The organism is Caldicoprobacter algeriensis (assembly GCF_023838525.1).
Taxonomy (GTDB): Bacteria; Bacillota; Clostridia; order Caldicoprobacterales; family Caldicoprobacteraceae; genus Caldicoprobacter; species Caldicoprobacter algeriensis.
This window is the reverse complement of the sequence record NZ_JAHUQD010000020.1, coordinates 19,186-39,638: the sequence shown is the minus strand read 5'-3', so window position 1 is coordinate 39,638 and position 20,453 is coordinate 19,186. Positions and strand designations below refer to the sequence as shown.

26 protein-coding genes and 1 pseudogene are annotated in these 20,453 nt (G+C 35.1%); 23 read left to right on the top strand and 4 right to left on the bottom strand.

Annotation, left to right across the window (positions count from 1 at the left end):
- Positions 1-241: 241 nt before the first annotated feature.
- The 16 genes from KVG29_RS12640 to KVG29_RS10440 all read left to right on the top strand — a co-directional run bounded on the left by KVG29_RS12640 (position 242) and on the right by KVG29_RS10440 (position 15,314).
- Entirely contained in the window at positions 242-1,540 is a 1,299-nt protein-coding gene (locus KVG29_RS12640; RefSeq protein WP_420840553.1) for an O-antigen ligase family protein, read from the top strand.
- Positions 1,541-2,238: 698 nt separating this feature from the next.
- The gene (locus KVG29_RS10510) at positions 2,239-3,636 is read left to right on the top strand and encodes a glycosyltransferase (protein ID WP_252228397.1); all 1,398 of its coding nucleotides are present in this window, start codon (positions 2,239-2,241) and stop codon (positions 3,634-3,636) included.
- A gap of 14 nt (positions 3,637-3,650) precedes the next feature.
- Positions 3,651-4,802 carry a polysaccharide pyruvyl transferase family protein gene (locus KVG29_RS10505; RefSeq protein WP_252228396.1) on the top strand — a complete coding sequence of 384 codons (1,152 nt, stop codon included), beginning with the start codon at positions 3,651-3,653 and terminating at the stop codon, positions 4,800-4,802.
- Between the two features lie 5 nt (positions 4,803-4,807).
- Positions 4,808-5,947 (top strand): coenzyme F420 hydrogenase/dehydrogenase beta subunit N-terminal domain-containing protein, encoded by a 1,140-nt coding sequence (locus KVG29_RS10500; protein WP_252228395.1) that lies wholly within the window; start codon positions 4,808-4,810, stop codon positions 5,945-5,947.
- Positions 5,948-6,077: 130 nt separating this feature from the next.
- A complete protein-coding gene (gene rfbA, locus KVG29_RS10495; RefSeq protein ID WP_252228394.1) occupies positions 6,078-6,956 on the top strand; it encodes a glucose-1-phosphate thymidylyltransferase RfbA in 879 nt (292 codons plus the stop codon).
- Positions 6,957-6,971: 15 nt separating this feature from the next.
- Positions 6,972-7,523, top strand: coding sequence for a dTDP-4-dehydrorhamnose 3,5-epimerase (rfbC, locus tag KVG29_RS10490; protein ID WP_252228393.1), 552 nt, complete (start codon positions 6,972-6,974; stop codon positions 7,521-7,523).
- Positions 7,524-7,538: 15 nt separating this feature from the next.
- Entirely contained in the window at positions 7,539-8,558 is a 1,020-nt protein-coding gene (gene rfbB / locus KVG29_RS10485; protein ID WP_252228392.1) for a dTDP-glucose 4,6-dehydratase, read from the top strand.
- A gap of 14 nt (positions 8,559-8,572) precedes the next feature.
- On the top strand, positions 8,573-9,409 hold the full coding sequence (gene rfbD, locus KVG29_RS10480; protein WP_252228391.1) for a dTDP-4-dehydrorhamnose reductase: 837 nt from the start codon (positions 8,573-8,575) through the stop codon (positions 9,407-9,409).
- Positions 9,410-9,605: 196 nt separating this feature from the next.
- Entirely contained in the window at positions 9,606-10,949 is a 1,344-nt protein-coding gene (locus tag KVG29_RS10475; RefSeq protein WP_252228390.1) for an SIR2 family protein, read from the top strand.
- Positions 10,933-11,205 (top strand): hypothetical protein, encoded by a 273-nt coding sequence (locus KVG29_RS10470; protein WP_252228389.1) that lies wholly within the window; start codon positions 10,933-10,935, stop codon positions 11,203-11,205. The genes KVG29_RS10475 and KVG29_RS10470 overlap by 17 nt, the downstream gene beginning before the upstream one ends.
- Positions 11,206-11,588: 383 nt before the next feature.
- Positions 11,589-12,116 (top strand): hypothetical protein, encoded by a 528-nt coding sequence (locus KVG29_RS10465; RefSeq protein ID WP_252228388.1) that lies wholly within the window; start codon positions 11,589-11,591, stop codon positions 12,114-12,116.
- Between the two features lie 36 nt (positions 12,117-12,152).
- Complete coding sequence (locus KVG29_RS10460) at positions 12,153-12,614, top strand: hypothetical protein (protein WP_252228387.1); 462 nt, start codon at positions 12,153-12,155, stop codon at positions 12,612-12,614.
- A gap of 13 nt (positions 12,615-12,627) precedes the next feature.
- Positions 12,628-13,563 carry a DUF1848 domain-containing protein gene (locus KVG29_RS10455; RefSeq protein WP_252228386.1) on the top strand — a complete coding sequence of 312 codons (936 nt, stop codon included), beginning with the start codon at positions 12,628-12,630 and terminating at the stop codon, positions 13,561-13,563.
- Between the two features lie 53 nt (positions 13,564-13,616).
- Positions 13,617-14,561, top strand: a complete 945-nt coding sequence (locus KVG29_RS12525; protein ID WP_252228385.1) for a DUF5685 family protein — start codon at positions 13,617-13,619, stop codon at positions 14,559-14,561.
- Positions 14,546-14,755, top strand: a complete 210-nt coding sequence (locus KVG29_RS10445; protein WP_252228384.1) for a hypothetical protein — start codon at positions 14,546-14,548, stop codon at positions 14,753-14,755. The genes KVG29_RS12525 and KVG29_RS10445 overlap by 16 nt, the downstream gene beginning before the upstream one ends.
- Before the next feature lie 19 nt (positions 14,756-14,774).
- Positions 14,775-15,314 carry a hypothetical protein gene (locus KVG29_RS10440; RefSeq protein WP_252228383.1) on the top strand — a complete coding sequence of 180 codons (540 nt, stop codon included), beginning with the start codon at positions 14,775-14,777 and terminating at the stop codon, positions 15,312-15,314.
- A gap of 26 nt (positions 15,315-15,340) precedes the next feature.
- On the opposite strand, the gene KVG29_RS10435 is transcribed toward KVG29_RS10440, so the two are convergent.
- Positions 15,341-15,637, bottom strand: coding sequence for a type II toxin-antitoxin system RelE/ParE family toxin (locus KVG29_RS10435; protein ID WP_252228382.1), 297 nt, complete (start codon positions 15,635-15,637; stop codon positions 15,341-15,343).
- Positions 15,637-15,978, bottom strand: coding sequence for an AbrB/MazE/SpoVT family DNA-binding domain-containing protein (locus tag KVG29_RS10430; protein WP_252228381.1), 342 nt, complete (start codon positions 15,976-15,978; stop codon positions 15,637-15,639). The genes KVG29_RS10435 and KVG29_RS10430 overlap by 1 nt, the downstream gene beginning before the upstream one ends.
- A 250-nt stretch (positions 15,979-16,228) precedes the next feature.
- On the opposite strand from KVG29_RS10430, the pseudogene KVG29_RS12635 reads away from it, so the two are divergent.
- The 7 genes and pseudogenes from KVG29_RS12635 to KVG29_RS10400 all read left to right on the top strand — a co-directional run.
- Positions 16,229-16,369: pseudogene (locus KVG29_RS12635) on the top strand (UDP-N-acetylglucosamine 2-epimerase (non-hydrolyzing)); the annotation flags it as partial.
- Between the two features lie 216 nt (positions 16,370-16,585).
- Entirely contained in the window at positions 16,586-17,854 is a 1,269-nt protein-coding gene (locus KVG29_RS10425; protein ID WP_252228380.1) for a hypothetical protein, read from the top strand.
- Complete coding sequence (locus KVG29_RS10420; RefSeq protein ID WP_252228379.1) at positions 17,851-18,042, top strand: hypothetical protein; 192 nt, start codon at positions 17,851-17,853, stop codon at positions 18,040-18,042. The genes KVG29_RS10425 and KVG29_RS10420 overlap by 4 nt, the downstream gene beginning before the upstream one ends.
- Positions 18,036-18,509 carry a hypothetical protein gene (locus KVG29_RS10415; protein WP_338084643.1) on the top strand — a complete coding sequence of 158 codons (474 nt, stop codon included), beginning with the start codon at positions 18,036-18,038 and terminating at the stop codon, positions 18,507-18,509. The genes KVG29_RS10420 and KVG29_RS10415 overlap by 7 nt, the downstream gene beginning before the upstream one ends.
- A gap of 57 nt (positions 18,510-18,566) precedes the next feature.
- Positions 18,567-18,824: a hypothetical protein gene (locus tag KVG29_RS10410; RefSeq protein ID WP_252228378.1), complete on the top strand. Its 258-nt coding sequence runs from the start codon at positions 18,567-18,569 to the stop codon at positions 18,822-18,824.
- Entirely contained in the window at positions 18,821-19,033 is a 213-nt protein-coding gene (locus KVG29_RS10405; RefSeq protein ID WP_252228377.1) for a hypothetical protein, read from the top strand. Before KVG29_RS10410 ends, KVG29_RS10405 begins: the two co-directional genes overlap by 4 nt.
- Positions 19,034-19,138: 105 nt before the next feature.
- Complete coding sequence (locus KVG29_RS10400) at positions 19,139-19,450, top strand: nucleotidyltransferase domain-containing protein (protein ID WP_252228376.1); 312 nt, start codon at positions 19,139-19,141, stop codon at positions 19,448-19,450.
- Positions 19,451-19,559: 109 nt separating this feature from the next.
- Here the strand turns inward: KVG29_RS10400 and KVG29_RS10395 are convergent, their stop codons facing one another.
- Both KVG29_RS10395 and KVG29_RS10390 read right to left on the bottom strand, forming a co-directional pair.
- A complete protein-coding gene (locus KVG29_RS10395; protein WP_252228375.1) occupies positions 19,560-19,976 on the bottom strand; it encodes a type II toxin-antitoxin system VapC family toxin in 417 nt (138 codons plus the stop codon).
- Entirely contained in the window at positions 19,960-20,199 is a 240-nt protein-coding gene (locus KVG29_RS10390) for a type II toxin-antitoxin system Phd/YefM family antitoxin (RefSeq protein ID WP_252228374.1), read from the bottom strand. The genes KVG29_RS10395 and KVG29_RS10390 overlap by 17 nt, the downstream gene beginning before the upstream one ends.
- Positions 20,200-20,453 lie beyond the last annotated feature (254 nt).

Genomic DNA, 20,453 nt, shown 5'->3' with positions numbered 1-20,453 from the left:
ATTTTGAGGGAAGAAGCTAAAAAAGCGAAGCTGTAATAAATGGAAATTTGTGTATGAAAGGTGTCTATAAAATAGAGGTGAAGCTTAAAAGCTGAACCCTGGAAATATATAAAGATAAAACTTTCGTGCTTTTTGAGAGCGTACAAAAATGGATTTTTAAAATATTGGTTGAAAAAATAAAATTTTTAAATAAGTTTAGGGCCAAATAATATACTAATGTATTTGAAGGAGTTATGTGCTAATGAATTGTAAATACAGATTGTGTTATATTGATGTTATAGGTACTTTAAAGAATCTAAATTTGCTTTTTTTGGTTGTTGTAATATATAGTTTTAAAATTGACAGACTTGCTTTTTTGTCAACTAGGGGTTCAATAATTATTGCATGTATAATCTTTTATCTACTACTTTTAAATAAAAATAATGTAGTCATTAACAAAATACATCTTTTGTGGATAGTATCTGTCATTGTGATGATCTTATCGTCTCTTATTTCTCGTTTTCAACAAGAATCTTTGAAATATACGATGCTATTTTTGATTGGAGTGTTGTATTTCATCTATTTTAGTAACAATAAAGAGTTGTTATTAAATGTTATGAAGATACAAAAATATTTTTCGGTAATTTTTGCTGTATTTACTTTATTGCCTTTGTTAGATGTGACTTTGTATTATAGAATTTTAGAACTTTTGTTTGATTCCAAAAGTGTCTCAGAAATTAAGAGTTTAATGATTGTATTCAATAGATATGTTGGCATAGGCAGATTCGCTGGTAATAACGGATTTATATTATCTCTCGGCTTGGGAATAGCTCTTTGTGAGATGTTAACGCAAAGAAAGGTAATTCACGTGGTATATATTATCATTTTCTTTATTTCAATATTTCTGACAGGAAGTCGATATGCTTTTTTAGCTTCGATTCTTTCAATGGTTTTAGTAGTATTTTTCTTTTATCATAAGAAAACGCATTTATCAAGATTAACAAAATTTATTTTGCTGATAGTATTAATATTTATTTGTATACTTTTGTCATATTGCTTTTTCCCTTCGTCTATATTTGATAGATTTATGAACATGGAATCAATATATAATAGATTTAAGTTATATAATCTTGCGTGGGAATTGTTTTTACAAAGACCAATTTTGGGTCATGGAATTAATACCTTTTTGTATTATACATTTTATAGAATTGACATGCTAGAAAAAACGTATACCCATAACGTATTTTTACAATTATTATCAGAAACAGGAATAATTGGAACCATATTAATAATTGCTTCTTTTATAGTAACTCTTCTCTCTGGCATTGTTAGTATAAAGAATTTGAAGTATTCTGAGGACAAGCACTTGCTGATAACTTTTCGATTTACGTTATATCTCCAGTTTATGTTTCTTATTTATTTTTTAACTGGGAATCCCATATATGATTATAATCAATTATACTTATATTTTATTTTTAGTTCCTATGCTATATGCTCCTTTGATCGTAAACAGGCAAGGTTAAAGAATGTTAAATACCTAAATTTCAAACAAAAGAATTGAGAGAAAATGTATAAAATTTCCTAATATCAATATACCAGTAGTTATATATGCAAGAGGTAATATAACCACCTTTGTCCAAATAATACTTCTTCACGCAAAAATAAACGAAAGCTAGTATTACCCTATCAATAGAATAATATTCTTAACTACTGATTACAATACCAATGAAACTATTTCGGTTTGATTAGTTTTAACATTATAGTTTGCTTCAACTATTGGCTTTTTCAAACCTTTTGAAACTTTTAAACTTAACAGAGGTGAGTATATGGTTATAGCTGAAGTTCCATTCAAAAGCTGTAGCGAGCTTTGAATGGGAGTTAAGAAGTGGTGAGTTAATTACCAGTAAATAACTGAAAAAAACAAATGGTCTAAAGGCCGATTGATTTGTTCTTTACAAACACTATTATACGAGAAAATAAGAAATTTATTGAGATAGGTTGTATATAACGTTAAATTCCCAATTGTTGCCTTATAAAGTTTTTAAAGGTCAATTGTTGAAGATAAAAACATGGCTTTTTTACACCAGAATCAAAATTTTCCTAAGAAATTATATTGTTTTCCTAAGAAATTATATTGTCGGAAGGGTATGTTAGCTGTAAGCAAGAGGAGTTTAATCAATTTTTAAAAGTAGGAATGAGAATCCGTAGAAAAATAGAAGAAATCAAAATTAGAAAACTTAAGTATAGGAGAATGATAACATGAAAATATTGCACTATTTTTTGGGTTTTCCACCACTACATGATGGAGGGCTTATGATTTATGCTACAGATTTGGCGAAAGAACAATTGAAAATGGGTCATAATGTTGCTATGTTAATGCCCGGGATATATACTGGAGATATGTCTAAAAGTGAGATAAAATTTTATAAAATGCAGGAAGGTTTACCAATATATCAAATTATAAATCCACAATTGATGGTTTTTCCATGGGTTAATACTTCAGATGGATTTATAAAGCAAAAATCAACTAATAATTATAGAGATTTTTTGAAAAAACATGAGTTTAAAATATTACATGTTCACTCGTTAATGGGATTTCCAATAGAACTTCTAAATGAAGCTAAAACTTTAAATATAAAAACAGTATTTACTACTCATGATTATTTTGGCCTTTGTCCTAGTATCGATTTTTTTAAATATGATAACTCATTGTGTAGTGATTATAAAAATGGCGAAGAATGTCTTTTATGTACTTATCATACCAGGAATTATAATTATAGTAAGAGAAATTTGAAAATTTTAATTAATAAACATTATTTATCAAGTTACACAATAAATTTAATGCTACGATTATTAAAAAAAGCAAAAAACAACACTCTATCGTTTGATAATAATATAGACTACAAAGAAATAGAACATAATAAAGAAAAGAAAAAAGCATTTATGCATTTTAGAGAATACTACAAGACAATCTTAGAAAAATTCGATATTGTGTTATTTAATAGCAGGATTACAAAAAGCGAATATGGAAAGTATGTCAATTTAAATAATATAAAACATGAAATCTTAAATATCACACATTCCGGAATACAAGATAATAGAAATATTATTAAGTACAAGCCTTTAATAAGTGATAAAGTTAGCTTTCTTTTTATGGGGTATTTGAATAAGAAAAAGGGCTTTTTTGATTTAATAAACGTTTTAAATGAAATAAGACAAAGATATACAAATTGGGAACTAAATATATATGGAGATTGTTCCGATATAGATATGAGTAAATTGGACAAAAATTTCTTTAAATTTCATGGAAAGTATGGACATGAAGACTTATCTAATATATTTTCTAACTCTAGTGTTTTAATTATTCCAAGTAAATGGAAGGAAACATTTGGGTTTATTGGCCTAGAGGCTTATTCATATGGAATACCAGCAGTGGTTTCGGATAATGTAGGATTTACCGATTTAATTACAAATGGCGTTAATGGAATTATTTACAAAGATGATGATAGTAACGAAAATTTAAAAGAATCATTAATAAAAATCTTAGAACATCCAATGTTGCTGAAAAATTATCATGAAGAAATATTGAAGGGAAAATTTAAATATCTTATGGAAGAGCACTGTAAGGAAGTACTAAATTGCTATGAGAGTATATAGGAGGCAAAAATTCTATGAAAATAGGAATACTGACATTTAATTGGGCAATCAATTATGGAGCTATATTACAAATGTATGCACTGTATAGGTATTTGAGTAAAAGTAATGAAGTCTTTATTATAAATTACGTTCCAGATTATTTAGCTAATATATACAGTACTAAGATTTTTGTTAAACCTTTAAAGATTAAGTCGATGATAAGGAAAGCTCTAGAGAAACCAATTAAGTATAAACAAATTCAAAAATTCAAAGAGTTTATTAATACTAGTATGTTGTTAACTAATAAAGCTAAAAATAGGGAGGAATTGACTAGAATAATAAATGCACTAGATGTAGTGGTGGTAGGCAGTGATCAGGTTTGGAATTATGATATAACAAATGATTATTTAAGGGATTATCTTTTAAATGGTATAAATTGTAATAAGATAAGTTATGCTGCCAGTATTGGCAAAAATCAAATTAAACCTGACCTGGTAAACTTATTTAGAGAATCTCTAGAAGATTTTGATTTTATTTCTTTAAGAGAGGGGACCGCAATATATTATTTAAGCGAATTTTGTAAAGGGAAAGATTATAAATTATGCGTCGATCCGGTTTTCCTCTTAAATAAAGAGGAATGGGAAACTGTCGCTAAGAAAAGTGAGTACAAACTACCTGCAAAAGAATACATACTTGTGTATATGTTGGAAAATAATTTAAATTTAATAAATATAGCCAAGAACTTATCCAGGATATATAATTTACCTGTGATCAGCGTAGAGATCCCATTTTTAAGGTTAAAACCTGAAATGAGAGGAATTAGGAAATTACATGATGTTGGGCCAATAGACTTTATTAAATTATTTTTAAATTCAAAGTGGGTTTTGACAAATTCTTTTCATGGAACAGCTTTTTCATTAATTTTTAATAAAGAATTTGTTACGTTTTCTCACAGCACAGTGAATGAAAGAATAGATAATCTTTTAAAATTATATGGAGTGGAAAATAATCAGATACGAGATGGGGGCAATGTGACTGTGGAAAATATTATAAAAATTTTGCAGGAAAACAAATATGCAAGTATAAAGCAAAATCATAAAATACTTAAACTAATTGAAGAATCTAAAGAGTATTTAATGGAATCTATTGAATCTATTAAAAATTTAAAACTTGAAAAAGGGGAATAAAAGTTATGAAAAACAATGTTTACGAAAAAGTTGCTTTTAACTGTGTAGGGTGTGGCCTCTGCGAAACAATATGCCCTAAAAAATGTATAAAGTTAAATGAGGTTTCAAACAGAGGGATCATTCCTTGTGTTGATTACAAGAAATGTACTAACTGCGGATTATGCATTGATTATTGTTCTGTTGATTTGATTGAAGAAAAGGAAGACCTTAATAAAATAAAACATGTTTTTATTGGGAAGTCGAAAGATAAAGACATAATTAAAAATTCAGCGTCTGGGGGCGTAGTGTCTTCTATTCTAATAGATCTTTTTCGTAAAAAAGAAATAGACGCGGCTATAGTTGCTTTTGTTGATGAAGGATTAAATATTTACGGTGATTTTATAACTTCAGAGAGTGAAGTTTTAAAACATTCAGGTTCTTTTTATCATACTTCAAATATGCTCAAAAATGTAAAAAAAATAAAAAACTATAAATCAATTTTATTTGTGGGTTTACCTTGTCAAAATGTTATTTTTGACAGATTTATAAATAAATACAATATAAATAATGTTTACGCTAAAATTAGTTTAACATGTACAATTGGTAGAATGAAAAATGGAATGGTAGAGTATTTAAAGGAAAAGAATTTTCAGCTGAATGGCAATACACAAATTTTAAAATATAAGTCAAGGTATGGAGTAGAAAGGCCTGGAGATATTATTATAGAATCAGAAGAGGAAAAGATAGAATTTAGTTGCGAAGATTATTTGGTAAGCAAAGATTACTTTTATATGCCAGAAGGATGTCTAAGGTGTAAAAAATTATTTGGTGTAGATTATGCGGATATTTCTGTAGGAGATAATTGGGGCATTCAGAGTAGAGATAAAATAGCAATATTTACTGCAAATACGGAAAGAGGATTAGAAATATTAAAAAATAATACATTAATAGAGATGAGTATTTCAACCCTTGATGAATTGAAAAAATCACAACCTTTAGGTTATTCTTTAAAATATAACGACAGAAAATCAATAAATAAAAAGATCAAATGTTTAAAGTATCTTTATAGAATTTTCCCAAAAGATTACTTGTTTACGAAGGTACTGTATATATTAAGAAGCATAATTTTAGCTGAGATTAAAAAAACGTCAGCAAATCAGAAATAAAAATTTTTAAGTGTAAATAGCCTTATACGGTGAAATACATGAAATATATGACAAATATTATAAAACACTACAAAACAAAATAATACAACGCAATTTTAATGGTAGAATTTGTATAGAGGAGGTCCAATATATGAAAGGCATAATCCTTGCCGGGGGTTCGGGGACACGCCTATATCCATTGACGCTAGTCACTAGCAAGCAACTATTGCCAGTCTATGACAAACCAATGATATATTATCCTTTGTCAACACTTATGCTTGCTGGAATTAGGGAAATACTTATTATTTCAACTCCTCATGACCTGCCAAACTTTAAAAGATTATTAGGTGACGGTGGCCAATTTGGAATAAGGTTATCCTATGCCGAACAACCCTCGCCAGATGGCCTGGCTCAAGCCTTTATAATAGGCGAGGACTTTATTGGTGATGATGACTGTGCAATGATACTAGGGGATAACATTTTTTATGGCCATAATTTGACTACTTTACTGAAAGAAGCTGTACAGAACAAAGGAAGAGCTACTATATTTGGATATTACGTGGACGACCCTGAAAGATTTGGTGTGGTGGAATTTGACCAAAATGGGAGAGTAATATCCATTGAAGAGAAACCAAAAAACCCGAAATCAAACTATGCTGTTACGGGGCTATATTTTTATGATAACAATGTAGCAAAATACGCAAAAACACTAAAGCCAAGCGCAAGGGGAGAGCTTGAAATAACCGATTTAAATAAAATTTATTTAGAGATGGGCAAGCTTGATGTCAAGATACTGGGGCGTGGTTATGCATGGCTTGATGCCGGTACTGTAGAGAGCCTGCTTGAAGCATCTGAGTTTGTTAGAATAATACAAAAAAGGCAAGGAATAGTAATATCAGCGCCGGAGGAGATAGCATACATCAATGGTTGGATTTCAAAAGAAGAATTGTTAGCTGCAGCTGAGAAATATGGTAAATCGCCTTACGGAGTGCATCTGAAAAAGGTTGCAGAGGGTAGAATTAAGTATTAAAAGAGGTGAGGATAAATGCACATTATAAAAACAGAGCTAGAAGGTGTATATATTTTAGAGCCCAAGGTTTTTGAAGATAATCGCGGTTGGTTTATGGAAAGCTACTCAAAAAAAGTTTTTGAGGCAATAGGTTTGGATATAAACTTTGTACAGGACAATCATTCTTATTCGGCTTTAAAGGGCACACTCAGGGGATTACATTTTCAGAACAATCCTATGGCACAGACAAAACTTGTAAGATGTACGAGAGGGAAGATATTGGATGTAGCTGTTGACTTGAGAAAGGGTTCACCTACGTATAAAAAATGGGTTGCCGTTCAGCTATCTGCTGAAAATAAAAGGCAGCTGTTGATACCCAAGGGATTTGCCCATGGTTTTTTGACTTTAACAGATGATGTAGAAGTTCAGTACAAGGTAGACGAGTATTATTCCAAAGAACATGATAGAAGCATAAGGTTTGATGACCCTGAAATAGGCATTGACTGGGGGATAGATAATCCTATACTTTCAGAAAAGGATAAAAATGCACCTTTATTAAAAGACAGTGATTGCAATTTTGTTTACTGATGGGAGGAATGTGATTTGAATATACTTGTAACAGGTGGAGCGGGTTTTATAGGAAGCAATTTTATTTATTACATGCTGGATAAATATAAGGATTATAAAATAGTTTGTTTGGACAAGCTGACTTATGCAGGAAATTTATCCACTTTAAAAAGGGCTTTTGAGAATCCGAACTTTCAGTTTGTTAAAGGGGATATATCAGATAGAGTGTTTGTGTTTGAGCTTTTTAAAGAAAAAAATTTTGATGTTGTTGTAAATTTCGCTGCGGAGTCACATGTAGACAGGTCTATAGAAGACCCTGAAATATTTTTAAAGACAAACGTAATAGGTACACAGGTTTTAATGGACGCTGCGCGGAAATTTGACATAAAGAGATTTCATCAGGTTTCTACAGATGAAGTGTATGGGGATTTACCGCTTGATAGACCTGATTCGCTGTTTACAGAGGAGACTCCTCTGCGGCCGTCATCACCATATTCAGCCTCAAAAGCAGCGGCGGATTTGCTGGTCCTGGCATATTACAGGACGTACAAACTCCCTGTTACCATATCAAGGTGCTCCAACAATTATGGCCCATATCATTTTCCGGAAAAATTGATACCGCTTATGATAATTAGAGCTTTAAACGATCAACCTTTGCCGGTTTATGGCGATGGCAGGAATGTAAGGGACTGGCTGTATGTTGAAGACCACTGCTCTGCAATTGACTTGATAATACATCACGGTAGAGAAGGGGAAGTATACAACATAGGTGGACGTAATGAAAGAACGAATTTAGAGGTAGTGAAGACCATCCTGAAAGAATTAGGGAAACCGGAAGAGTTAATAACTTTTGTCAAAGACAGACCGGGTCATGATTTAAGGTATGCAATAGATCCAAGCAAGATAAAAAATGAACTGGGATGGGAGCCCAAGACGAGTTTTGAAGAGGGGATAAAGAAGACGATTAAGTGGTACCTAGATAATAGAGATTGGTGGGAAGAGATAATAAGCGGTGAGTATAAAGATTACTATGAGAGAATGTATTCAAATAGGTAGAGAGGATGTCAAGGATGGAAGTGTTAGTTACGGGAGCAAGAGGTCAACTGGGATATGATGTCGTTGAGCGGTTAAAAGAGTTGAATATAGAGCATATAGGTGTTGATAAAGAAGAGTTTGATTTGACAGATGAAAAGGAAACAAAAGAGTTTATAAAGAGCTATAAACCGGATGTAGTCGTTCATTGTGCTGCATATACAGCAGTAGACAAGGCTGAGGATGAAAAGGAGCTCTGCCATGCAGTAAATGTACTTGGAACAAGATATGTAGCGGAGGCATGTAAAGAAATAGATGCGAAAATGCTTTATATAAGTACAGATTATGTCTTTGATGGAGAGAAAGAGGGACCCTATGAAGTAGATGATCAACCCAATCCGATAAACTATTATGGATTGACTAAATATCTTGGTGAAAGGAAAGTACAAAACATACTTCAAAAATACTTTATAGTTCGAATATCCTGGGTGTTTGGCAAAAATGGTAGTAACTTTGTAAAGACTATGTTGAGATTGGGACAGGAAAGAAAAGAGGTAAGGGTAGTTTGTGATCAGGTGGGTTCACCTACATATACTTATGATTTAGCCAGGTTGCTTTGTGAGATGATACAAACCGATAAGTATGGCATATATCACGCAACGAATGAAGGATATTGTAGCTGGTATGAATTTGCCTGTGAAATTTTTAAAACAGCTGGAATGGATGTTAAAGTAATACCTATAAAAAGTAATGAATATCCAACTAAGGCAAAAAGACCCGCAAATTCGAGGTTGTCAAAAAAGCGTTTGGAATTGATGGGATTTAATTTATTGCCACATTGGAGAGATGCATTGGAGAGATATATTAAAACATGAAATTTATATGTTGGATGACTTTTGATAAATAGGATGTATATGATTCAATGGCCAGAGCAGTGAATCCATATGGCGATGGTAGAGCTTCTGAAAAGATAGTTAAAGCTTATAGGTTTGGCCTTGGTGAGAAGCCAGAAGAGTTTAGTTTGTAGAATCTTACTTTGATACTACGCTGAGAATCTGGGAAGGGATAGGAATGATTATTTCAGAGGCTCAATTTATCCGCGAGTTTGAAGTTGTGCGAGATGCATCTTTTATATTTTTCCTAGGAGCAGGGGCTTCTAGGACATCAGGAATTCCTACAGCTAACGAAATGATTTGGTTTTTTAAAAGGGCAATTTACTGTTCAGTTAATAATATAAGTCCCGAATCTTGCAAAGATCTTGCGAATCCTAATGTACAACAAATAATTGATAGTTGGATAAAAAATCAGCCAGAACACAGAAATATTAAGTGGGAGGAAGAATATTCGCATTTTTTTGAAGCTATATATCCTACAAAAGATGTAAGGAGAGAGTTTATTGAAAAGTATGTTATAAAAGCGACTCCTATTATAGGTTATAAATGTTTGGGGGCATTAATTAAAGCTGGTAAAATCAGAGATATTTTTACAACAAATTTTGATACACTTGTTGAGGCAGTATATCCAAATATTTTTGTAATATCTGATGAATCTGCCGCTCGAGTACATAAAGTTAGAGTGGTTGATAATTATCCAAAATTAATAAAGTTACATGGTGATTTTCGTTACGATCATCTTAGAAATACAACTGAGGAATTAAAACAGTTAAATCAAATTTTAGAGTTTAAAATGAAAGAATTTTTAAATCAATTTGGTATAGTGATACTTGGTTATAGTGGCCGTGATGATTCAATTATGAAAGTATTGGAAGAAACTGCTCGTCATAATCTTAATAGTTTTCCAAAAGGCTTTTACTGGTGTATTCTCAAAGGAGAAAGAAAATACGAAAGAGTAGAGTCTTTAATAGAATTTTTAAGAGAGAGCGGCCGTAATGCGGCATTTATTGAAATTACATCTTTTGATGACTTCATGATCAACTTATATCATTTTTGCGGGATTAAGGATGAACAAGTTGAAGCCGAATTGGCTAGTACCAAGGAAAATAAAAAACCATTCTTTTATAAACCACAGAAAAGTAATTTAAGACCCCATTTAAAGACAAATTGGATTAAAATTGAAGAATATCCTACAACTGTATATAGTTTTAAAACAGATATTAATGAATGGTCAGAATTAGATGGATTGGTTAAGGGTCAGCCGGTATTGGCTAGTTTTGCGTACCCAAAATCAATTATAGCTATTGGAAATCGTTCAGTTATTGAAAATCTATTTAAAGATCATATATTAGAGCCCATCCAGATAAGAAATATTACTTATGAGGATATAGCAAGAATGAATAGAGATCATGGATTTGTTTATAGTCTTTTTTATTCTATCTTTTATAGCCCGAGAAGGCAAAAAGGCGCTTTTGAACGAGGACTGGGACGAGCTTGCTTATCTTATGAACAAGAATCATGAGATACAAAACAGCCTGGCCGATTCGGGCGAGCAAAATCTTTATATGATAAAGGTGGCCAGGGAAAACGGTGCGCTGGCTGTCAAGCTGGTAGGGGCAGGTGGTGGCGGCACCATCATAGCGCTGACACTGGAGCCCGAGAGGACCATACGAGCATTGAAGGAGGCCGGTGCCGAGACATTTGTTGAGTTTGCACCTGATCCCGAGGGGGTCAAGGTTGAGGAAGAAAAGGCATTAAAAAGCGAAGTTGTTTTATAGATCCAGTGAGCATAAGGGGTGTATAGTCACTCCTTATCTATTATATTTGTATGCTTGGCGTAAAAGGTAGCTTGGTGTGCTGCCCTGCTTATAAAGTGATTATTGCCTGTAATACGAAAAAATGGTATTACCGCCTATTCTATATTTGTCACAGGAGAGTCGGTATGTATCTATTTGTGACTTTGTGGAGAGAAACAGACATATCCAAAAATATGTTCACTTTGAAAGGTGAATATCTTCAAACATTTGAACAGGCATTTCCTGACTTCAAAAAGCGGCTTAAGGCGGGCATTCAAGGGTGTGTTGTATATTTCAACAAAGAAAAGGAAAATAATTGCTATTGGGCCGATGTAAAAGCTGTACAAGTATACAGCGACAGCATTGTGATTTATTTCAACAACTGTAGAAAGCTAGATATGTTAAGCGGAGATATTTATGTTAGCCTGATAAGATTCGGGTATAGAAATGGATGGATAAATAAAAAGCAGGGATTTTTGCCTCTTTTGTGTATTGTTGACAATAAAGAAGACTTTGATGAGATAAGAAAAAATACTTTCAGGGTTGTAAAGGATAAAAATATATTAGCCCACCTGCGTGAGCTGAGTAGTAGAAATGACTGGAAAAGCATATGTGATTTGTTTGAACCTCTGGAAAAAATACATGAAAGAGATGAATGGGATAATCATGAGGTACTATATGAAATAGGATATGCCTGCAGCAAGCTGGCTGAGCCACAAAGGGAAAGAGCCGTAGATATAATAACCGGGCTGAGCCATAATTTAAAGCAGGATGGCTCGATTATAATCATTGAAAACGGAAGCAAACAAAATTGCGAGTCTTTCAAAAGGATAAGGAATGCCCTTGTAAATCGAGGTATATACAATATCTATTCACCCTGTGTCAGCATTTGAGAGCCTAAAACCCAATATCACTGCGCTTGCTTTAATATGGTCAGATGTTTTTGGGATATACCCAAGATATATGAATATTTAAGGATGCACGGCCTGCGAAAGGCTGCCAGGTATGATGTCCCTTTTACTTATGTTGTTTTGAGAAAGGATGGTTCAACGAAATATAAAATAGAGGGAAATCACAACCATTACATAGAGCTTAAGGACTTGCGACAATATTTAGATGAGCAGGTAAATATAAAAGCCATTATCAGAACAGTAATTGAAAAGGGAGAAAATATAGCTATTTCACTTTGTGATGGAAGTTTGTGCGTTGACAGCGACAAGCATGCGGTGTGGATAAAGCCTGTAAAAAAGGAGCAGTTGAGAAGGCAGGGTATTTATATGCCGATAATTGCGGCAGAAAAAATCACATTGAGGAAAGTAAAAGTCAGCTCGGTAAGTCCTGGGATTGTACTTGAGATACAGGATAATACCGAGATTGAAATAGACTACTAGGAGGAAAATATAGATGATTTTAAGCGTCAGCCGCAGGACTGATATAGTTGCATTTTATCTTGATTGGTTTTTTAATAGGTTAAAGGAAGGGTATGTTCTGGTACGCAACCCCATGAACTATCATCAGGTTAGCAAGATATATTTAAGCGCTTCGGATATAGACTGTATAGTATTTTGGACAAAGGACCCTACCAATATTTTAGATAAAATCTCTATGCTAGATGACTATATCTATTATTTTCACATTACAATAACCGGGTATGATAGAAAAATAGAACCCAATGTGGCACCCAAGGAGCATATTATAAAATCGTTTCAAAAGCTTTCTCAAATCATAGGTAGTGAAAGGGTAATTTGGAGATATGACCCCATAATAATATCCCGTGATATTGATGTCGAATATCACCGCAAGAAATTTGAATTTATTGCATCCCAATTAAGTGGTTATACCCAGCGTTGTACCATCAGTTTTGTGGATATGTATAAAAAAACCGAGCGCAATATGAAAGGCCTGAACGTACAAAACATAAGCGATGCCCAAAAAATTGAGATAGCTACAGCTATTTCTGAGATTGCCCGTGCGTACGGGCTGAAAGTTGAAACCTGCTGTGAAGACATTGATCTGTCCCGAGTAGGAATATGCCATGGCAAATGCATCGATGACGACCTTATCGCCCGAATAAGCGGCCGTAGGATAAATGCCAAAAAGGATAAAAATCAGAGAGCGGCGTGCGGTTGTGTTGAAAGCGTAGATATAGGCGTTTATAATACCTGCAAGCATGGATGTTTATACTGTTATGCTAACTACAGCAATAAGGCGGTTAACAGCAACGTAAAGATGCATGATCCCAGATCCCCTATGCTTATAGGAAATGTGGAACCGGAGGATGTGATTATCAAAAGGAAGGCACAAAGATTGATAGATAGTCAGATAAGCTTTTTTGATTGAAACAAGTATATTTTGATTTAATTGAAGAGTACTGCAGGATATAGCATTAACCGGTGGTCAGGGAAAACGCAGCTGTTCGTTACGCCGCCGCGGTAAACCTGCTCATGGCGTATTTCAAGCTGAAGGATGGTTGGAGGGATGAGAGGAGTATTCCGTCGCTGTTGGCGTTCCGAATTTTAAGCCCTTATATAGGGCGAATAAGGTCGGCATATCCAGCGGTGTATGAAGCGGTGCATGAGCAACTTGGCAGGCTGGCGCTGGTGGAGGCTGAAAATGTTTCATCGGTAGACGCAGCCGCCGAGCCTTTTGCAAGGCTGCTGTCTATTGTGTTGCCAGCTCCACAGCAGGGGAAAACCGAGCGAAGGGTTCTGGAATGGATGGGATATAACCTGGGAAAATGGATTTATGTAGTGGATGCCTTTTCGGATATAGAGAGCGACATTAGATCCGGCAGCTACAATGTGTTGGTTGCAAGGTATGGGAAGGATACCCATGCCTGGCTATCCGGGGATGACATTTCTTCTCAGCGAAATGGGGAAAATACGCCTGACCAAAATTTAGGGCAGGTTGAAGTGAGTGGCTCTGTCTGGCAGGGAGGGGAAAGTAAGCATCCGATGTTGGACAAGGAGGGTGCCTCTGCAAACAAGGACGGAAAAAACGGGTCTGGTCGGCAGGATAGAGTGAACAAGTCTGTATGCCAGGGGGGAAAAAGTTTTTTTGCCTGGCAGACCAGGTTAGACAGGTCTGCTCAGCAGGATGAAAAGGACAAGCTTGCTGTACGTATTATGGAGGAAAGCAGAAAAGAGGTTGAGTTTATATTGAACACCTGCCTGGCTGAAATAGGCAAGGCGTATGAGCTTCTTGATATAAGGCGAGACGAAGGGTTGCTGGAGAACATTATATTTTTAGGATTGCCATACAAAACGCAGATGGTCTTGGATGAAAGGGGAGAAGGGGATGGTATTCCGAAGCCTACTCAAATTTGCAGGTTGCTGTAAATATGGACCCGGACAACTTAGAGTACCGCAATGCTCTGATGATGCTGAGCAGTTCCATGAACAACTACAGGTATCAGCCCTATTCGGAGAAAACATCAAGGGATGATTCCGACTGCTGCAGGCTATGCACTGCATTGTACTGTGCCGACTGCCTATGTGAATGCATGGGCGGCGATTTGATTTCCTGTTGCTAAAAGCAGGTGGTGATCGAAGGTGATATTTGTAAACCGTTCAATGCCTGTTCAAAAAAAGGTGGCTTTGGGAGGTATACTGGCTGCTTTTGTTATGATTTCGCTGACAGCAGCTTATTTCATACCTGTAAACAGGCTGTTCTTCCTTGCAGTCAGCTCACTTTTTGTGTCAATTATGATTATGAAGGTGGACTTGCTTTATGCCGTTTTGCTCTATGTGGCAACAGCTCTGCTGGCATTTTTCATGATTCCGTCAAGGAGTATCGCTTTAGCGTATATTGTTTTTTTTGGTGTATATGGTATTGTAAAGTTTTTGTGCGAGCAGATAAGGAACGCTGCTATAGGCTGGGCTTTGAAGTTTGTTGCATTTAATGTGAGTCTACTAGTTATGTATTTTCTGGTCAGCCTTGTTTTTGGCGAAAGTATTTCATCTAGGCTCCCTCTGCCGCTGCTGTGGCTGGGCGCTCAATTCTTATTTTTAGTATACGATATCGTCTATACCATGTTCATAGGCTTTTATCACAGGAGGCTGGAGAGGGTTTTGAGAGGGTGGTTCAGATAGTATATCCAATTTATAAATAGAAATAGTTAAAGATTTTTCATGTATCGTTTCAGTTCTTCATAAAAATTTTCACGGGTGCCGGCAAGTATCACCACAATTGTTGAATCAGGCTCTTCGATGATTGTATAGGTCAACTCATGGTTTGTTTTATTGTAGTAGATATCATAACATAAGATGCCGGAAAGGTCGCCCGTTTTAGGTTCACCTATATAAGGATTCTTGAGGATTTCATCGACGGCTTTTTGAAAAGCTATTTTAAGCGGCTTTTCTTTCAGCTTTTTTAAAAAACGTGCGGCGGGAGGCAGAATAATAAGCTTATACATTATTCGTTCCCCTCACCGAAAACGTCTTCGTATGTGAAAAATCTGGTTTTACCGGCAGCAGCAAGGTGAGCTTCATTAAGCAAGCGTTCAATAGCAGGGCGGACTTTGCGCCGCATTTCCTTGAACTTTTCGAGAAGTTCAGACCCGGAAAGGCCTTGAGATATTAAATCAGCAAGGATTTGTTCATCGAACTCGCCGGTGCTCTCACGCACAGGGCGGATAACAATGGCATCGTTCTGGAGATAGCACTCAACTTCCTTTTCAATGCCGAGACGGTTATAAAATTCTATAGGAATAGTAATCTGTCGTTTCTTTGATACGGAAATACGTTTTTTCAACATGGAATTAACACCTCCCAATTGGTGTGGTTGTAACATAATTATTCCTCCTTCTCAGTATATGTTGAGTAATAATATAATATACAAATTTTCTTTGATTTAATCATAGCAAAGAAACAAAGAAAAATCAAGATAGTAAGATATCAGGGAGTGCATTATCAATGTCTAAACTTAAAGTCCTAACAATATTCGGTACCAGACCTGAAGCCATCAAAATGGCACCGCTTATAAAAAAGCTTGAGGCGGAGCCTCGCTCTTGACAAATAAAGAGGTATATGATTCAATGTCCAGAGCAGTGAATCCATATGGTGATGGTAAAGCTTTTGAAAGGATAGTTAAGGCCATATTGCATAGGTTTGGCCTTGGCGAGAAGCCAGAAGAGTTTGGTTTGTAAAAATATTACTTTGATACTACCCTGAAAATCTGGGAAGGGATAGGAATGATTATTTCCGAATGATTTGGTTTTTTAAAAGGCAATTCACTGTTCGGTTAATAGTATAAGTCCTGAAGTTTGCAAAGATCTTGCAAATCCTAATGTACAACAAATAATTGATAGTTGGATAAAAAATCAGCCAGAACACGGAAATATTAAGTGGGAGGATTGGGGAAGATGAAAAATCTTGTTTTGCTTATAGGTACAAATCCGTTGCCAAATTACGTTATTGGAAAGTATTTTGTAGAGAAAGGAGAAGTTGATAGACTAATTCTTATTTATTCTGAGGAAACTCAAACGCAGAAAGGAACGAAGGAATATTCAGAGGCATTGAAAAAGCTTCTTGCGGTTAGTGATTACAAGTTTGTTTCTTTGAGGGATGTTGGGAATCCTAAAAAGATTATGGAAGATTTGCTAGAACAACTTGATGAAAATATTAATGGAAGTATACATTTCAACTATACGGGCGGCACAAAAACCATGGTTGCTCATATATATAATTTATTGAAAGAAAGATATTCTGACAATTTCAAAGGCTCATATCTTGATGCAAGAACCTTCAAAATAATTTATGATGACGGTAAAGTTGAACCTGTAGATGGTGACTTAAGATCTCACATTAAAGTAGATATTGAAGCTCTACTGAAACTTCATCTATATGAGTGCGAACAGATTCAAACCTGGAAAGATTGCGAATTTTCAGGTGTTGTTGAAAAGATTAAAGAAGAAGTTATAGAAAAAGATAAAATTGATTATTTTGTAAAGTGGCTTGAGGATCCGTTCAGGAAGATTTTTAAAGACGGGAAAGATATAACAGAAAAGAAGAAAAAATTTCAAGAACACGTAAAGTCTGATCATGTCAAAAGTGCAGTTCAAAAGTTTGAATATGAAACACCTGATTTTATATGGAACATTCTTGATGCATTTCCCGAAGGAAAAAGAATAAATCAAGGAAGAAAGCTGTGGATACCTGACGAAGGAGTTAGCAATAATGATTTTAAAGACAGAATAGATCATACCGTTGAATTCCTTGATGGAAAATGGTTTGAGTGGTACATCTATCGGGAAATATCTGAAAAACTCAAACGGAAAGGATTAGAAGAAGGGAAACACTTTGGAATATCACTTAAGGCCAAGAAAAACAAAGATTTTGAAATTGACATCTTTATAATAAATGGATATGAGCTTACAGGCATATCTATCACCACTGGTACAAAAGAGAGTAACTGTAAACAAAAAGGATTTGAAATAATCCATAGGGTAAGACAAATAGGGGGAGACGAAAGCAAAGCTATTTTGATCACGTTGATGGACAGTAAAGAAGTTGAAAACTCCCAAGGGGATTTGTCTTTTATTACCGGGGTTTCTGAGGAAAAGTTTATAGTCTACGGCAAGAATAATCTGAAAGATATAGGCGATAAAGTGTTAGGGGAGGTTTTTAAATGAGCGGGTTTGCTGCAGTAATTATAGACACCGTTTCCATACAAAGTTATATATTTTCAAGCAATAAACTCAAGGAAAACGTAGGTGCCTCATACCTGGTAAAAAAGATATACGAGGAGTCAGGTTCAAATCCCGTATTCGTTTTGAAAACCTTACAAAAGAAGAACTTGGGGCATTATTATTTGTGTTGAAATTACCCGAAAACTGTTATCATAAACTTGGAATGGGCAAACCCCTTGGACTTGGAAGCGTGAAGATCACGCCGACACTTTACATTATAAATAGAAAAGAAAGATATAAATCATTGTTTGATAATGATTATTGGAATGAGGCAAAGAAAAAAGAAGAAGCTGATGAATTTAAGAAAGCTTTTGAAAATTATATTTTAACACACATATCAGAAGAAGATAAAGTAAGTCTATGGGAGATTCCAAGGTTAAAGCAGTTGAGGACAATGCTTGACTGGAGTAATACGCAGAAACCTGACTGGCTTGAAAGAACGAGATATATGTTGATAGAATGCGATCCAGCTGTATTTAAGTGTATATGTACTTCAAAAAATAATAGAAAAACAAAAAAGAGAATTTGTAACGAATTTAAGGACAGGCCTGTTTTGCCAAAAGCAAATGAGGTAATAGAAGAGGAGATTGAAAAATAAAGAGAATATATGTATATGTGGCTTATATGTGCATAGTAAAAAGGTTCTGCCGCAATTTTGGTAAATGTGGTTGCACACACCGGCATAAAACATCACTCAGGGAACTTCCATAAGCCATTGAGGGAGAGATGGCTTGAAGGCGATAGAGCTGTAATTGGAAGCTACAAGGAGATTGCATGTTTGGCCCGCGAAGGCAAAAAGGCACTTTTGAACGAGGACTGGGACGAGCTTGCTTATCTTATGAACAAAAACCACGAGATACAAAACAACCTGGCCGATTCGGGCGAGCAGAACCTCTATATGATGAAGGTATGATGAAGGTGGCCAGGGAAAACGGTGCGCTGGCTGCCAAGCTGGCGGGGGCAGGTGGCGGCGGCACCATCATAGCGCTGATTCTGGAACCCGAGAGGACCATGAAGGCGTTGAAGGAAGCCGGCGCTGAAGTCTTTGTTGAACTTGCACCCGATGCAGAAGGGGTCATGATAATTGATGAAAAAGCTGAGAAGGAATATGCAACAAAGTAGTTGGATTAAGCAGTATACACAGCAGCAAACTTAGGTTATAATAAGTTATAGGCCAAAGAGAGCAACAGATTTAATCAAATGTTTAATAAGGCGTGGTGATTGTCTATGATACCACAAGAAAAAATCAATGAAGTTGTCGAAAGAATTGTAAAAAATGTTCAGCCTGAAAAGGTTATACTGTTTGGCTCATATGCTTATGGTAAGCCTAACGAGGATAGTGACTTGGATATTCTTGTAATCAAAGAAAGCGTCCTACCCAGACACGAAAGGGTGAGAGAGATAAAAAAGTATTTACGGGGGATTAAAATTCCGGTAGATTTAATCGTTTATACACCGAAAGAGATCGATGAATGGAGGGGAGTAAAGAATTCTTTTATTAATGAAGTAATGGAAAAAGGGAAGGTCCTTTATGAATAAACAACTGCAATTAGTAAAAAACTGGTTATATAAAGCAGTTCATGATATGGAAATGGCTAAATTGGCGATGGAGTATAAGCCCGAACTTAGAGATTTGATATATCGTGATTCAATCAGAATTAAGTATTTCAACAAAATCCAAAGGTGAAATAGCATTTGATACGAGCTTTTTAAGCTTGTCATCCCGTGTGATAATGTAATCTGCTTTTACCTTTCTGGCACACTGAGCCTGTAACGCATCTTCAAGGTCTTCGATGGATGGATTGCGCAGGGCTTTTTCTACATCCTTGTTCGTTATGCCGATTAATTTTACGATGCTCAAAAGGGCTTTGATTGCCAGAGCGGCTTTGTCGTTTCCCAAATTTTTTGATATAAAATAATAAAGGTCAGTCACAGCAAAAGAAGCGATATACGCTTCTATTATCTTCTCTTCAGCGCTTTTGAGAACCTTATAAGAAGCTGTATCAAACGGACTTCTTTGCAGGATAACATCCAGTATAACGTTGGTATCAATTAGGATTTTCATACCTGCCTATCCTTTCCTCTCTTATTTGCCTGGGAGAAATGTCTTTATTTGGATAGTTTCGCATGAGTCCATACAGGAAGTCAGCGTTGGGCGTTCCCTGTTTGTTGATGGGTACTAGCTTTGCCACTTCTTTCCCGTTTTTTGTAATGACTATCTCTTGTTTTTCTGCCAATTTCAGATATTTGCCAACCCTCATCTTAAACTCGGTGGCATTTATAATCATTAGTGAGCACCTCCAAAATATGTTTTAGCTATTTTTAGTATAATAGAAATAGACTATAATATCAACATTTAAATTGACCATTTACTTAAAAAATATTTGTCACCTATGAGTAAGCTGAGTACTTACCAAAGACGCTCTTTGTATTTTGGGTATACCCGAAATGGATTTAAATCATCACAAAATAAGGGAAGCTTTAAATTCGATGATGTTTACGGAGGTAGAAATAAATGGTCAACTTTACTTGATCAAGATGA

Bases quoted from the DNA above. Each gene is read 5' to 3' on its own strand.
- KVG29_RS12640 (WP_420840553.1), top strand. From the start codon at position 242: ATGAATTGTAAATACAGATTGTGTTATATTGATGTTATAGGTACTTTA.
- KVG29_RS10510 (WP_252228397.1), top strand. From the start codon at position 2,239: ATGAAAATATTGCACTATTTTTTGGGTTTTCCACCACTACATGATGGA.
- KVG29_RS10505 (WP_252228396.1), top strand. From the start codon at position 3,651: ATGAAAATAGGAATACTGACATTTAATTGGGCAATCAATTATGGAGCT.
- KVG29_RS10500 (WP_252228395.1), top strand. From the start codon at position 4,808: ATGAAAAACAATGTTTACGAAAAAGTTGCTTTTAACTGTGTAGGGTGT.
- rfbA (WP_252228394.1), top strand. From the start codon at position 6,078: ATGAAAGGCATAATCCTTGCCGGGGGTTCGGGGACACGCCTATATCCA.
- rfbC (WP_252228393.1), top strand. From the start codon at position 6,972: ATGCACATTATAAAAACAGAGCTAGAAGGTGTATATATTTTAGAGCCC.
- rfbD (WP_252228391.1), top strand. From the start codon at position 8,573: ATGGAAGTGTTAGTTACGGGAGCAAGAGGTCAACTGGGATATGATGTC.
- KVG29_RS10475 (WP_252228390.1), top strand. From the start codon at position 9,606: ATGATTATTTCAGAGGCTCAATTTATCCGCGAGTTTGAAGTTGTGCGA.
- KVG29_RS10470 (WP_252228389.1), top strand. From the start codon at position 10,933: ATGAACAAGAATCATGAGATACAAAACAGCCTGGCCGATTCGGGCGAG.
- KVG29_RS10460 (WP_252228387.1), top strand. From the start codon at position 12,153: ATGGTCAGATGTTTTTGGGATATACCCAAGATATATGAATATTTAAGG.
- KVG29_RS10455 (WP_252228386.1), top strand. From the start codon at position 12,628: ATGATTTTAAGCGTCAGCCGCAGGACTGATATAGTTGCATTTTATCTT.
- KVG29_RS10435 (WP_252228382.1), bottom strand. From the start codon at position 15,637: ATGTATAAGCTTATTATTCTGCCTCCCGCCGCACGTTTTTTAAAAAAG.
- KVG29_RS10430 (WP_252228381.1), bottom strand. From the start codon at position 15,978: ATGTTGAAAAAACGTATTTCCGTATCAAAGAAACGACAGATTACTATT.
- KVG29_RS10425 (WP_252228380.1), top strand. From the start codon at position 16,586: ATGAAAAATCTTGTTTTGCTTATAGGTACAAATCCGTTGCCAAATTAC.
- KVG29_RS10420 (WP_252228379.1), top strand. From the start codon at position 17,851: ATGAGCGGGTTTGCTGCAGTAATTATAGACACCGTTTCCATACAAAGT.
- KVG29_RS10405 (WP_252228377.1), top strand. From the start codon at position 18,821: ATGATGAAGGTGGCCAGGGAAAACGGTGCGCTGGCTGCCAAGCTGGCG.
- KVG29_RS10400 (WP_252228376.1), top strand. From the start codon at position 19,139: ATGATACCACAAGAAAAAATCAATGAAGTTGTCGAAAGAATTGTAAAA.
- KVG29_RS10395 (WP_252228375.1), bottom strand. From the start codon at position 19,976: ATGAAAATCCTAATTGATACCAACGTTATACTGGATGTTATCCTGCAA.
- KVG29_RS10390 (WP_252228374.1), bottom strand. From the start codon at position 20,199: ATGATTATAAATGCCACCGAGTTTAAGATGAGGGTTGGCAAATATCTG.